Origin of the sequence: Niveibacterium sp. COAC-50, from assembly GCF_013184235.1 — a bacterium.
In the GTDB taxonomy this organism is placed as follows: Bacteria; Pseudomonadota; Gammaproteobacteria; order Burkholderiales; family Rhodocyclaceae; genus Niveibacterium; species Niveibacterium microcysteis.
The window spans coordinates 514,147-527,601 of sequence record NZ_JABCJM010000002.1; the positions used below are offsets into that span (position 1 = coordinate 514,147).

The 13,455-nt window shown below is 62.4% G+C and carries 14 protein-coding genes; 5 read left to right on the top strand and 9 right to left on the bottom strand.

Annotation, left to right across the window (positions count from 1 at the left end):
* Positions 1–15 precede the first annotated feature (15 nt).
* Complete coding sequence (locus tag HH302_RS09835) at positions 16–309, top strand: hypothetical protein (RefSeq protein WP_172201752.1); 294 nt, start codon at positions 16–18, stop codon at positions 307–309.
* A 26-nt stretch (positions 310–335) separates the two neighbouring features.
* Here HH302_RS09835 and HH302_RS09840 read toward each other — a convergent pair whose 3' ends face one another.
* Positions 336–1,244 carry a YafY family protein gene (locus HH302_RS09840; RefSeq protein ID WP_172201754.1) on the bottom strand — a complete coding sequence of 303 codons (909 nt, stop codon included), beginning with the start codon at positions 1,242–1,244 and terminating at the stop codon, positions 336–338.
* A 90-nt stretch (positions 1,245–1,334) separates the two neighbouring features.
* Between HH302_RS09840 and HH302_RS09845 the strand changes: the two genes are divergently transcribed.
* The 4 genes from HH302_RS09845 to HH302_RS09860 all read left to right on the top strand — a co-directional run bounded on the left by HH302_RS09845 (position 1,335) and on the right by HH302_RS09860 (position 4,882).
* Positions 1,335–1,505 carry a hypothetical protein gene (locus HH302_RS09845; protein WP_172201756.1) on the top strand — a complete coding sequence of 57 codons (171 nt, stop codon included), beginning with the start codon at positions 1,335–1,337 and terminating at the stop codon, positions 1,503–1,505.
* A 323-nt stretch (positions 1,506–1,828) separates the two neighbouring features.
* Positions 1,829–2,491: a hypothetical protein gene (locus HH302_RS09850; protein ID WP_172201758.1), complete on the top strand. Its 663-nt coding sequence runs from the start codon at positions 1,829–1,831 to the stop codon at positions 2,489–2,491.
* Between the two features lie 173 nt (positions 2,492–2,664).
* Positions 2,665–3,579 (top strand): hypothetical protein, encoded by a 915-nt coding sequence (locus tag HH302_RS09855; RefSeq protein WP_172201760.1) that lies wholly within the window; start codon positions 2,665–2,667, stop codon positions 3,577–3,579.
* Between the two features lie 544 nt (positions 3,580–4,123).
* Positions 4,124–4,882, top strand: coding sequence for a class I SAM-dependent methyltransferase (locus HH302_RS09860; RefSeq protein ID WP_172201762.1), 759 nt, complete (start codon positions 4,124–4,126; stop codon positions 4,880–4,882).
* 85 nt (positions 4,883–4,967) lie between these two features.
* Here HH302_RS09860 and HH302_RS09865 read toward each other — a convergent pair whose 3' ends face one another.
* The 8 genes from HH302_RS09865 to HH302_RS09900 all read right to left on the bottom strand — a co-directional run bounded on the left by HH302_RS09865 (position 4,968) and on the right by HH302_RS09900 (position 13,441).
* Entirely contained in the window at positions 4,968–5,585 is a 618-nt protein-coding gene (locus tag HH302_RS09865) for a LysE family translocator (protein ID WP_172201764.1), read from the bottom strand.
* 70 nt (positions 5,586–5,655) lie between these two features.
* Positions 5,656–6,459, bottom strand: coding sequence for an AraC family transcriptional regulator (locus HH302_RS09870; RefSeq protein WP_172201766.1), 804 nt, complete (start codon positions 6,457–6,459; stop codon positions 5,656–5,658).
* Between the two features lie 121 nt (positions 6,460–6,580).
* Complete coding sequence (locus HH302_RS09875) at positions 6,581–7,438, bottom strand: SHOCT domain-containing protein (protein WP_172201768.1); 858 nt, start codon at positions 7,436–7,438, stop codon at positions 6,581–6,583.
* Positions 7,439–7,633: 195 nt separating this feature from the next.
* The gene (locus HH302_RS09880) at positions 7,634–8,860 is read right to left on the bottom strand and encodes a carbohydrate porin (protein WP_172201770.1); all 1,227 of its coding nucleotides are present in this window, start codon (positions 8,858–8,860) and stop codon (positions 7,634–7,636) included.
* Positions 8,861–9,115: 255 nt separating this feature from the next.
* A complete protein-coding gene (locus HH302_RS09885) occupies positions 9,116–10,210 on the bottom strand; it encodes an ABC transporter ATP-binding protein (RefSeq protein WP_172201772.1) in 1,095 nt (364 codons plus the stop codon).
* 4 nt (positions 10,211–10,214) lie between these two features.
* A complete protein-coding gene (locus tag HH302_RS09890) occupies positions 10,215–11,543 on the bottom strand; it encodes a GH1 family beta-glucosidase (RefSeq protein WP_172201774.1) in 1,329 nt (442 codons plus the stop codon).
* Between the two features lie 61 nt (positions 11,544–11,604).
* Positions 11,605–12,447 carry a carbohydrate ABC transporter permease gene (locus HH302_RS09895; protein ID WP_172201776.1) on the bottom strand — a complete coding sequence of 281 codons (843 nt, stop codon included), beginning with the start codon at positions 12,445–12,447 and terminating at the stop codon, positions 11,605–11,607.
* A 4-nt stretch (positions 12,448–12,451) separates the two neighbouring features.
* Positions 12,452–13,441 (bottom strand): carbohydrate ABC transporter permease, encoded by a 990-nt coding sequence (locus HH302_RS09900; RefSeq protein WP_172201778.1) that lies wholly within the window; start codon positions 13,439–13,441, stop codon positions 12,452–12,454.
* Positions 13,442–13,455 lie beyond the last annotated feature (14 nt).

Consider the following 13,455-nt stretch of genomic DNA (forward strand, 5'->3'; position numbering starts at 1 on the left):
ACCCGCGCACCACCCATGCCGCGCCTCGCAAGCCTGATGACGCTCGCCCTGGTCGCCTGCCTGCTCGGCGCTTGCGCCAACGTCCACCTCGCCGGCCCTTACAACCAACGCGCGATCGAACAAGCACAACGCGATTCGATCGAATGGCAGAAGATCGGCGTACCCGAGCGCGCCGCCGACGCCAACGCCCGCGCCCACCAACTGCAGCAGCGCGTCGATCGCGATGAAGTCAGCTTCACGGAATTCGCGTTGTCGGTGTTGATGGATGCGTTGTTTGGTGGATGGCGCGATGCGCCGGGGAGGCGTTAGCAACGTCTGGCAATGCCGCGGCCGGATTAAACCTCAGCGGCAGAAGCAACAAACGCCCGCAGCTCCCGGACGAGCGCCGCCCACAAGTGCTCGGGTTGCTCGATTCGGAGATGCGGAATCCAGTAGCGCACGATCGGTAGTACCTGATTTTCGTGCCCAACCACAGCACGAATCCTCAGCCCACCGTTTGGCAGTTCGGCTTCGATTTCCTGATTTGCGATCAGTTTGCGCCGGCGAAAGAAGGGCGCAGCTTCGGGGGACACCGTCAAAATGAACGCGATCGGTTTCTCCGCGAACCAGATCCCGTCCTCGCGCCTCAAGCGCTCGCCAATAGACCCGTCCGGCTGGAAGGTTCCTCCCTCCCTCTCAATCGCAACAATTCGGGTAAATGCGAAGGTCTTCAATGTTTCGCCATCGACGGCCGCCAAATACCAGATGCCCTTGTGATTCATGAGCTTGTAGGGCTTCAGGCCGCCGTAGCGTTTCGGGCCCTCGCTCTTTTGGTATTCGATGACGATTAGCGCTCGTTCGATGATCGCCAGTTCCAGCGCCCGAAAGTCGGCCTCACGGCCGGTCAGCGTCTCGTAGTGGTGACCTTTGACCAACAGCGCCTGATGCAGCCGAAGGTCGAACAGTTCACGCAAGACTGATCCTGCCGCCTGCGGAAATAGCCCCGTCAGACCGGCAAGTGCAGTGAACTCACGGATCTCGCGCACGCCCAGATGACCCAGGTACTGGCGCTCAAGTCGATATCGCCCCTCCACCTTTTCGAACGGCAGGGCGCCAAGACGAACGTTCAAGTCCCGCTGGATAGTCCGCACATCGACGCCGAAGCGATCTGCCAAATCCTTCGGCTCCAGGCTTTCTCCTTGGTTGAGAAGCAACAGGATCTCGCTCAGCCGATATGCCAAATGCTCGTGATCACGTGAACTCAAGAAATTTCTCCGGCCTCTGGAAGGAACGACACCACCTGTCGCCGCGGCGGCTCAACATGGCCGCACCGTAACCCGAAAAGGAGCTGGCGTATGTTCTGGATTGTTCTTCTGGCAGGAAGCCTCGGTCTGGCCTTCACCCAACTCGGCGCGCTGTCCGTCACCGTCGCTTTCCTATCCATCGCACTGCGGTTTGCCCTGCTCGCGCTGCTGCTGATTGGGGCCGTGGCGCTGTGGCGCCATCTCTTCACGAAGAAGGCGTAATTGCGTCTGGCAATCACGGCGCTGTGCCTCGGCCTGGCGGCGTCGCAGCTTGCTGCATGCAACACAGCACGCTTCCTCCTCACCGGGGAAGCGCCTGACCTTGGCTCGTCGTCCTACTCCTTAACGCGCTATGACCGTAATGCACAGTCCCGTCACGCCACGCGATCTCAACGAATCAAGTGGTACGACCGGCACATCACTCCTCGCCTTCACTCAGGTTGCGGCAAATGAAAACTGGCAGTCAAGTCACCCTGCTCATATGCCAGAATCGCCAGCACCGCAGTCACTCCCACCTCGCTTCATCCAACATCGAGTCATCCGGCATGGCCAACTGGTTTAAGGAAGAGATCGAGCATTTCGGCGTGGTCGTCGAGAAGTCTATCGAAAACGCCAGCCATCAGATCCAGCAACACATCGACGCGATCGGGAGCGAAGTCTCCAAGCAACGATCACTCACACGACAAGATATCGAGCAGTTAATCGACTACGCCGCCGAGAAATTCGGCCAAGCAGTCGACCACCGCATTGAGAAGGCGAAGCAGGAGACCGCCGCACTAATCACCGAAAAGCTGAACGAAGTCCGCAGCCAGCTTTCCGACGCTGCGATGGAACAAAAGCAGGCGGCGGTCAGAAATGCAACCGTCGGCGTGCTCGCTGCAGTCGGGATCGGCCTACTCTCGCTACTTTACAAACGCGCGCTGCATGGCGAACTCGACTTGCTCGCGATCTTTCGGACGACAGTGCTTGCAATCACCTTCGGGCACGGCGTATGGCTCGCGATCCGCTACGTGACCGAATATCGGAACTTAAGTCGGCAGAAAAAGAACCTCGTACTTGCCGGAGGACAGTACTTCGGCGTTTTCAATGCGCGCGGCATGCTTGGCCACATCGTTGTCTTCGTTTCGATGGGCCTGACATGGTTGCTTTTGAACTATTGGCCCGCTGTCCTGGACCTAGCAAGGCTGAGAATGCTATCGCTGAAGTAGTCCAAACCATCTGCCCACATCGGCCATGCGTCTGAATCGCGAGGTCATTCGCCCCGACCCTGAACGCTGTCTTAGCCTTGCCAGCTGCAATCGCACACCTGCAACAAGGAACATTCGAGACAATCGACTTTCACGAGTGTTTCAATCCGATTGACTTTCAGGAGGACTGAGCTGTGGACCCACTTACCGCCACAATTGGCGCTCGAGCATTGGAGATAGGCGTCAGAACATCGACCACGATGATGACCGGCGCGATCAGGGCCATCTACAACGTTGCCGATAGTTTGGATGACTGGCTTGATGCCCACATCGGCCAAATGAAGGAAAGCGAGAACACGACGATTGCAAGGACAGGGCGCGTTCTCGAAGCAACCAAATTTGGGTTTGGCCTTGGCTATATCGCACCGACTGTTGCTATTGCTGCAGGCCAGCTTCTCCTCGGAAACCAGCTTTCGGCCGCCATGACGCTCGTAACATCGGCCACGCTTACGAATCCCATCGCGATGACGTGCGCAGCGATTGGCGCGATTTACTACGGTTGGTCCGCCTTGTCAGACCAAGAACGCGATGAAATCATCGAAAAGCTGAGTGCCGGTTTTGCTGTGGGTATCGAACTGATTCGATCCGTCGTCAACTTCGTAATCGGAAAGACAAAGGAGCTGCTGAGTTCAAAGCAGCTGTCCGAGCTTAAAGACTTGATTCGTAGCGCGGCCTCCACGTTTGGGAGGAAGCTCGGCGACATTACTCAGAGCGTTGCGGACAAGGTGGCCGACGCTGCACTGGCGGCCAAAGACGCTGCCAGCACGCTCGCTAGAAATGCGTCTAGCGGAGTGGCTTACTCCACCACCGTCGCGGCGGAAACCGCAGCCGCGGCCGCTGCGACCACTGCTCGCGGCGCCAAGCTTGCATCTTCAGCCGTCGCGGGTGCAGTCGGACGCGCCAAGGAGGGCACAGCCAGGACACTCGACGTCAACGGCGATGGGTCGTTGGATTGGAACGATGTTGCCGCGACGGGCAAAAAACTCGCCGGAAAATTCTCTAAACGGCGTCCGCGCTCAATCAACGGCGAACCACCCGATCAAAAATAGCCTGTCACAAAGGCGATTCGTATCGCCCACCTTCTGTTTGCAAGAGCGGAGAAAATTGAGCGGGAGGCTTATCGTCTTCCTTGCGCATGCGGATTCTGCCGCACTCCATCCCGGCTACGGACCGTCGACGAGCGTTGCCTGCTGGACGGTTTTGACTTGGGTCCCGTCGAGAGCGCCGAGTAGCGGAGCACGGCCGGGAAGTAGGCCGAGGACTGTCTGAGCTCCGAGCGCAGCGAGGGCGAGTTCCGCAGGCCCCCGGTCGTGCGAGCAACGCAGGGAAGTCAGGTGCGCAGCACCTGGCCGCGAACGCCGGGTGCCTTTCTCTTTGGTTACTTTCTCTTGGGCAAGCAAGAGAAAGTAACCCGGCCGCCGGGACGGACCCCCGGCCAACGCACTGTTGAACAACAACACACGGTTGACCAAGCCTGTGCCATCACATCGCTCAACCAAAATTGCGACGCACCGACATCCCTCCGGCGCGAGCACCTTCGCAGGCCACGCCAGTGGCGCTACGCTTGCCCCTTCCACAGCGAGGGCAACGCCAATGGCCGACGACACCACGCCACCCCGTAACTGGTTCGACCAGGGCGGCGAAGCCTATGCGCGCTTTCGCCCCGAATACCCGGCCGAAGTGACGCAGTTTCTCGCCTCCGTTTCACCCGGAAGAGCACTGGCAGTTGATGTCGGCTGCGGCAATGGCCAGCTGACCGGGCATTTGGCGCAGCACTTCGACAAGGTGCTGGGGCTGGACCCGAGCGCTGAGCAGATCACGCACGCTACACCGCATCCGCGCGTCGAGTATGGATGCGCCGCTGCAGAGCGCTTGCCCGTCGTGGACCACAGCGCGGATCTCATCACCGCCGCGCAGGCCGCGCACTGGTTCGAGTTGCCGCGCTTCTACGAAGAAGTGCGGCGCATCGCCGTGCCGCACGCCATTGTGGCGCTGGTCAGCTACGGTGTGTTGCGACTGGAAGAAGGGTTGGACACCCGTTTCCGACGCTTTTACTGGCAGGAGATCGGCCCCTACTGGCCCCCGGAACGGAAGCTCGTCGACAACGGCTACGTCGATCTGCCGTTTCCGTTCGATGAACTGGCGGCGCCGGTGCTGGAGATCTGCAAGGCGTGGACGTTGGAAGAGTTGCTGGGCTACATCTCGACCTGGTCGGCTGTTCGCAACGTGCGGGAGGCAGGGCGTGAGAGCATCCTGCAGCACTTTGCCGCAGACCTGGCGCAGCTATGGGGCGAGCCAGCGTTGCGAAGGGAAGTGCGCTGGCCGATCAACATGAGGGTGGGGAGGCTTTGAGTGCTCAGCGCCACGATTGCGAACGTCCGGTGGTCGGGCGGCGGTTCGGGCTGCAACACGTTGGCGCAAACCGGAGAATTCGTTCTCATCGCCAGGACACAACAAGGCCCGCGGCGATGCCGACGAGCACGACTGCGCCGGCGCGGTGCAGCAGCCCGTGGTATCTGCTGAACGCAGCCAGCGTGCGAGGCTGCGTGAACAACCAGCTCACCGAGCAGTCCCAGACCAGCACAACGGCGACCATCCAGGCCGCGGCGACACCCCTGCCCAACATCGTCGTGTCCTTGCCCGCCAGCACGGTGAATAGTGTCAGGTAGAACATCGCGTTCTTCGGATTCAGAATGCCGGACGCAAATCCACGCCGAAAGAAGGCCGTAAGATCGGACCGCTCAGCTGCAGCTACGGACACGGACCCCGACGAGGCCGCACCCCTCCAGAACTGCATCCCCAGCCAGGCCAGATAGGCACAGCCGCTCCAGTACATGAGGGCGTAGGTAAGCGGGCTGCGTTGAAGCCAGGTCACGCCGCACAACGCCGCGATGATGAAGACACCATTGGCGCACGCGATACCCTGGGCGGTCTGGTAGCCCGCGCGCCGGCCGTAGCCCAGCGAATGATTGATGAGCAGGAAGAAGTCGGGACCGGGGCTTAGCAGCGCGAGAAAATGGGCGCCAGCGAGCACCACGAATTGTTGCCAGGACATGCGGAACTCCGTCAGATACAGAGCCGCAAAGGTGATTCACGATTGGTGATCGGGTATAGAAGGATATTGCTCAGCGGCCAATCCGACGCTGATAGTCGCCCGGCGTAACGGAGACACGCTGGCGAAATGCCCGCTGAAAGTGGCTTTGGTCGCTGAAGCCGAGTTGCGAAGCAACATCGGCGATCGCTTCGCCATCGCGCAGCAGTTCTCGCGCCTTATTCACCCGGCAATCAATCTGGAAGGCATGAGGCGCAAGCCCGGTATTCAGTTTGAAGACGCGAATCAGGTGGTATCGGCTGACGCCGAATAGCTTTGCAAGTTCGAGTATCGACAGATTCTGATCACAATGGCGATCGAGGTAGGTCGTTAGATCGGCGACCCAACGCGGAGGCGAATCCTCGGGAGCAGCGGCATCAAACGCGAGGCCACCAACAAAACCGATCAGCGCCTCTTCTTTGGCTGCGGCCTGTTGAGGGCTGAACAAAACGTCGTTCAGCTGGCAGAAGCGTCGATGCGCGTCCGGGTTTCGAAAGTGCTTTGGGCGAGCCGGGCGCATCGCGTTGGCGTGTTGAGCAATCTCGTCATGCAGAGCCCCGACCCACCCCACGTCGAGATACAGCATCTGGTAGCTCCACGCGGCTTCCGGCACAGGGTTGCACGCATGCACGCGATTGGCCGGGATTACGACGACATCGCCTGCCTGCAAGGCTTGATCGGCCTGGCCTTCCACCTGCAACAACGAACACCCGGCATCAACAGCGCCGATGGATAGCGTCGGGTGGGTGTGCGGGCGATAGCAGGCGCGGCTCTGCCACGCGCGGCGGCTTTCGACAAACGGCAGCGAGGGGTCACGCCAGAATTGTTGTTGCGTCATCGGTGCGATTGCTCAACGCATGAATGCCTGGCGATCATGGCACATCGCACGTCGCGCCACCGCACCGGTTGCGCCGTCGGCCAACGCATTCTGCGTCGGCCGCGGCACCCGCGCAGCGCACTCAAATGCTCTTGAGCAACTCCTCGCGCTTCTTCTCGTACTCCGCATCCGAGATCAGCCCCTTGTCATGCAGGCGCTTGAGCAGCTCGAAGCGCTCTTCCTGCGCCTTGATCGCGGGGCTCGCGCCGGCGGGTTGCGCAACGGCCGCGGCGGCACCGGCTGCGGGTGCCGCACTGGTGGAGGCCGACTTGGCCTGGGCGGCGAGCGGCACACGCAGCCAGTCGCTGCGTACCAGGGTGACGCCGGCCTGCGGGGCGGCGACGAGAGCGACGGTCTTTTCGGCTTCAGCGCGTGAGCCGTGGTTGAAGTTCACGGTGAGCTGGCTGCCCTGTTCGGTGCGGACTTCATGCATGACGTCGCGGCCGGCTTCGCCGACCAGCACGTTCAGCGCGCCGTCTGCATAGAAGGCGCGGCCGGCTGCGGTGAGGGTGCGGGTGTAGCCGCGCTCCTTCTTCGGGCCGGTCGACACGAAGAGCACGTCTTGCGTGCCGTTCGCGACACCCAGTGCGGCCGCGAGCGCCATCTGCACGCGCTTGATCTCTTCCGCCGAGAAGAGCGGCAGCACCTCGCCGCGCGCGGAGCGGTACTGAAGCTTCGCGAGCGCAGCGGCGAGTTCGGCTTCGCCAATTTCGGCAGGCTGCTGGTTGGGGGCGTTGTCGGGCGGGCCGCCGCGCTGGCTGAGTTCGACGCGGTCGATCTGGTTCCAGTACAGCGCACCTTGCGGCGCGGCGCGCCAGGCTTTGACCTTGGCCGGCGTGAGATCGAACAGGCTGGTCAACGCGTCAGCGTGCGCCGGGCCGGCGAGCAGGCCCAGGGCCAGGGCAGACACGCTCACGAGGGTACGGAATCTTGGGGACATACCTGACATCCTTTCAGTCAGCGGCCGGGCCAGGCCGGCCAATATGCAGCGCGCTCATGCGCACCGTGATCACCATGGCAATCAAACCACGCCTGTCAGCCAAACGCCAAAAGCGGGGCACGCCGATGAGGCGCCCCCGCGGGTATTTCGCGACCGGTCACACCCACCTTTTGGGCGGATGTAACCGACGGGTGATCACCACCAGGCTTCAGCTTGAACGCCGATCGTGCTGCCGCTGGTCTGCGTCACGTCACGACCCACGCTCTGGGCTTCGGAGCTCCAGCGGTACGGGTTGGTAACGCTGTCGCTCCACGAGGTGTAGTTCCAGTAGAGGCGGAAGGTCGGGCGCGACCACGGGTCGTTGCCGGCGCTCAGCGCGAGGGTCGGCGTGATCTTCCACATCGACTGGCTTTCGCCCTGCGACGGCGAGACATGGTTGTAGCCACCCTCAACCAACCAACGGAACGGGCCGGAGATCTGGCCATCGAGGCGGGCGCCGATTGCATATTCGGTGCTGTCGATGCCGTTGTTCTTGGCCGAGTTCTTGCGGTAACGCGCGATCGCGTCCCAACCCATCTTGGCGCCCGTTACGAAGCCCGATTGCTGGATCGTGATGTCGAACACGTCCTTGTCGTTCTCGTAGCTGGTGTAGCCGATACCGATGAGGTTCGAACCACCGAGCACGCCGTTGAGGTTGTGATACGCGGCGATGTGGGTGGTGGCGTTGGCTTCCGGCGCCGTGGTGACCGGCGTGGTGGAATGGTCGTCGCGGTTCGAATCCTTGCGATAGTGGCCGTAGAACGACAGCGTGCCTTCCGGCATCGTCTTCACGCCAGCAAAGCGGGCCGAGATGGTGTTGCCGGACAGCGTTGCGAAGCGGTCGGTCGAGGCATTGCCGTAGATGTCGCCGTGCCAGGCCACCGAGAACTTGCCGACGCCGAAGTCCATGTCTTCGATACCGACGCCGTCGCCGTCCAGGTTTTCCAGGAACTCATCGTTGATCCCGGTCTGCAGGCGCTGGTAGTAGCGCTTGCCGCCCCAGATGCGGCCGTTGAGCAGTTGCGGCACGTTCTCGCCGAACAGGTAGATCTGGCCGAACTCGGTTTTCAGCGTGCTGCTGCCGCCAACTTCGCCCCAGCGCTGATACGTCTTGGGCATCACCGTGACACCCCAGGCCGACTTGTCGGTCGGCGATGCGATGCGGCCGGTGAAGGTGGGTTCGATCACCGTGTCGCATTCGTTGCCGAGACGGAACGGATTGATCGACCCGAGGCCGTAGCAGGCGCCCTTGCCGCCATCGGCGTTGATCCCCATGCCGGCGCGCATGTAACCGTGGAACTCCAGCGCCTCGGCGCAGAAGGCCACGCTGCTGAAGCCGGCCAGCGCCAGCGCAAACGTGCTGCCTACAACGATGTGCTTCATCTCCTACTCCTCCTTGGTTGAGCGCCGCTTACTGCGCCCTGGTCGTCGTGCGGGGCGTTATAGCCCCTTTTGTGAAAACGTTTTCATTGCAGCCCTGTGCATGTACGCCATAAACAGGACCAGCCCTCCACCCGAAAAAGGGCGTTGGGAGGCGGCCTGAGGACCACCTCCCAACCGAAGCCACTGAAAGTGGCGGGAGGTGAACCTGGTGTTGCGCCGGCCGTAACGCCGATTGCGCTGAGCGCGGCCCTGCGCTCATGCCATCACCTGCACCGCACGGCCGTCCGGACGGAACAGGTGGCAGGCGGAAGCGTGCGGACGCAGGCCGATCGCATCGCCCGCGCGCAGGCCGCTGCGGCTACCCGGCGCCTTGACGGTGACAACCTGATCGGTGCCGTCGATCGCGGCGTAGACGATGGTGGTGTCACCGAGGTGTTCGAGCAGATCGACGCGCGCGGAAATGCCGTCACCGGCAGGCGCCAGATCAAGGTGTTCCGGCCGCACGCCGAGGGTCAGCTCGCTGCCGGCGTCGGCCGCGATGCTGCGGGGCAGTTCGAAGCCCGAGGCCCGGCCGACCTTGAGCGCGATGCTGTCGGCACGGCGCTCGGTGATGGCGCACTGGATGAAGTTCATCTTCGGGCTGCCGAGGAAGCCGCCGACGAACTGGTTGGCAGGCTCCTGGTACAGATCGAGCGGGCGACCGACCTGCTCGATCACGCCGTGGTTGAACACCGCGATGCGGCTGCCCAGCGTCATCGCCTCGACCTGGTCGTGGGTGACGTAGATCATCGTGGTGCCGAGTTCTTCGTGCAGCTTCGAGAGCTCGATGCGCATCTGCACGCGCAGGGCGGCGTCGAGGTTGGAGAGCGGCTCGTCGAACAGGAAGACCTTGGGCTTGCGCACGATCGCGCGGCCAATCGCGACACGTTGACGCTGGCCGCCCGAGAGCGCCTTGGGCTTGCGATCGAGCAGATGGGTGATCTGCAGGATCTCTGCGGCGCGGCCGACGGCGGCGTCGACCTCGGCCTTGGGCTTGCCGGCGAGCTTGAGCGCGAAGCCCATGTTCTCGCCCACCGACATGTGCGGATACAGCGCGTAGCTCTGGAACACCATCGCGATGCCGCGCTCGGAAGGCTGCACATCGTTGGCACGCTTGCCGTCGATCAGCAGATCGCCGCCGGTGATGTCTTCCAGGCCGGCGATCATGCGCAGCATGGTGGATTTGCCGCAGCCGGAAGGGCCAACGAAGACCATGAATTCACCGTCGGCAACGTCGAGGTTGATGCCCTTGATGACTTGCGGGCCCGATTCGTAGGTCTTCTCGATGTTGCGCAGATGCAGGGTGGCCATGTGCTTACTCCAATCCGGTAGCGGCGCGCTGCGCCGTGATGTAGCCGCGATACCAGTGGGCGCTGTCCTTGAGCACCCGGCGCTGGGTCGCGTAGTCGACGTAGATGAGCCCGAAGCGCTTGGCGTAGCCGGAATCCCACTCGAAGTTGTCGAGCAGACTCCAGGCGAAGTAGCCGCGCAGATCAACGCCCTGCTGCAGCGCCGCCGAAGCGGCTTCGAGGTGCCAGCGCAGGTAGTTCACGCGGTCGGCGTCGTGCACCGCATCGCCTTCCAGCGTGTCGGGCGTGGCGGCGCCGTTCTCGGTGATGTAGATCGGCGGCGGGTTGTAGCCGCGGGCGAGGCGCACCAGGTGTTCGGTCAGCCCTTCCGGGTAGACCTCCCAGCCCATGTCGGTAAAGCCACGCTCGCCCGGCGGCTGCACACGGCCTTCGCCGCTGCAGTAGCTGCGCATGTAGTAGTTGAGGCCGAGGAAATCCATCGGCTGGCCGATGATCGCCATGTCGCCCGGCTCCACTTGCGGCGCATCGCTGCCGAGGTGGGCGACGACATCTGCCGGATAGGCACCGCGGAACAGCGGGTCCATGTACCAGCGGGTGGAAAGGCCATCGGCAAGGCGCGCGGCGCGACGATCGGCCTCGCTGTCCGGGTTGGCCGGGTAGGCCGGGCTCTGGTTCAACACGATGCCCAGTTGTGCCTTGCAGCCGGCGGCACGCATCGCCTGCAGCGCCATGCCATGCGACAGCAGCAGGTGGTGCGACACCAGGAAAGCCGCCGCGCGATCGCGCAGCCCCGGCGCGAACTGCCCGGTCTCGTGCCCCAGGGTGGCGGTACACCAGGGTTCGTTGTGCGTTGCAATCGTTTTCACGCGAGATCCGAAACGCCGCGCGAATTCCGCGGCGTACTCCGCAAAAAGCGCACAGGTCGCACGGTTGCGCCAGCCGCCGGCGTCTTCAAGCGGTTGCGGCAGATCCCAGTGGTACAGCGTGGCGTGGGCGGCGATGCCGGCTTCGTCCAGCGCATCGAGCACGCGGGCGTAGAAGTCCCAGCCCTTTTCATTCCATGCACCGCTGCCGGTGGGTTGCACGCGCGGCCAGGCACACGAGAAGCGGTAGTCAGTCACGCCCATCTCGCGCATCAGCGCGATGTCTTCGCGATAGCGTTGGTAGTGCTCACAGGCGATGTCGCCGGTATCACCGCCGTCAGTCTTGCCGGCGGTGTGGGAGAAGGTGTCCCAGATCGACGGTCCGCGACCGTCAACCTGGGTGGCGCCTTCGATCTGGTAGGCGCTTGTGGCGACCCCCCAGGCGAAGTCGGCCGGAAACAGGTGCTTCATCTTGGGCTCCGGAATGATGTCTTTTTTGTGGTCTTCATTACGCGCAGTTCGTTGTTTTCATTCAGCCCTTGACCGCACCTGATGTCAGCCCTTCGATCAAGCGCCGCGAGGCGATGACGAACAGCACCATCAGTGGCAGCACGGCAATCGCCGAGCCCGCCGAAATCGCACCCCACGGCACTTGGCCGGTGCCCTGCAGCGCACGCAGCGCCAGCGGCACGGTGAACATGTCCATGTCGCGCATGATCACCAGCGGGCCTGCGAAGTTGTTCCAGGTTCCGATGAAGGTGATCAGGCCGAGCGAGCCGAGCGCAGGGGTCACCAGCGGCAGCACGATGCGCCAGAAGATGCCGAACTCGCTGCAGCCGTCGATGCGCGCCGCCTCGACGAGTTCCTTCGGGATCGCGGTGCCGATGAACTGGCGCATCATGAAGATGCCGAAGGCGCCGCAGGCACCGGGCACGATCAGTGCCTTGGCCTCGTTCATCCAACCGATCGCGCTCATGATCAGCACGGTCGGAATCATGAAGATGAAGGCCGGCAGCATCATCGTCGCCATGATCACGGCGAACAGCGATTCGCGGAACTTGAAGTGGTACATCGCGAAGGCGTAGCCGGCGAGCGAACAGAAGAACAGGTTCAGCACGGTGACCGAGAACGCGATGAAGAAGCTCAAGCCCAGGTTGCGCCAGAAGAAGGGCAGCTTTTCGATCAGCAGGCGCACGTTTTCGATGAACGCGGTGCCGAACCACAGCGGCGGCGGTACCGACAGGATCTCGGTGTTCGTGTGCGTCGCGAAGACGAACATGAACCAGAACGGGGCGAGCATGATCACGCCACCAAGGGCAACGATCACATAGGCGAGCCAGCGGCTGGGGCTCACGCGCTTTCTGACGGCAGCCATGGCCTCAGTCCTTCTGAGCAAAGAATTTGTTGTTGGCCCAGGTCATCAGGCCAATGATCACGAACAGGATCCATGCGACCGCGCTCGCGGTGCCGAAATCGCTATCGACGAAGGCGGTGTTGTACATGTGCATCGCGGCGGTCTTGCCAGCCTGATTGATGCCACCCGTGCCACCGGTGATGATGAAAGGCTCTTCGAAGAGCTGCAGGTTGCCAATGATCGTCAGCGTCACGGCGAAGAACATCATCGGGCGCAGCAGCGGCACCGTGATGTGCCAGAACTGCTGGCGTGACGATGCGCCATCGATCGTTGCAGCTTCATACAGATCACGCGGAATCGTCTGCAGGGCCGAGAGGTAGAGCACCGTGTTCCAGCCCACGTAGCGCCAGAACACCAGCGATGAAATCATCCATTTCGTGTATTGCGGCTGGGCCCAGTCCACATTGGTTGTGGGGAACAGCCAGGCGAGCGGGTGCAGGCCGGCAATGCTGAAGTTGCCGATGCTGGTGAGCGCCATGTTGATGACGCCGAAGTCGCGTGAGAACAGCGAGTTCCACACCAGCGCAATCGCGACCGTCGAGGTGATGAAGGGCAGGAAGTACACGCCGACCACCGCGTTGCGATGCTTGCGCAGGTAGGTGTGGGCAAAGTAGGCCAGCGGTATCGCAACCAGGTGCTGCGGCAGACCCGAGACGATCGCGATCCAGAAGGTGTTGTAGAGCGACTTCTGGAACCAGTCGTCTTCGAGCACGAACTTGAAGTTCTCGATGCCCACCCATTCCATGCCCTGCAGGCCGGTGGACGGGTCCCAGGTCTGGAACGCGAGCCACATTGAAAACAGCAGCGGGAACAGGCCAAAGACCAGGAACAGGATGAAGAAGGGCGAAATGAAGACATACGGCGCCCATTCCCATGCCTGCAACTTGCGGCGGCGCCGCGGCGGCGAGGCAGCCAGTTCGCTGGCGGCAGGGCTGTCGGAACTCGTGACGGACATCATGCAACTCCAGT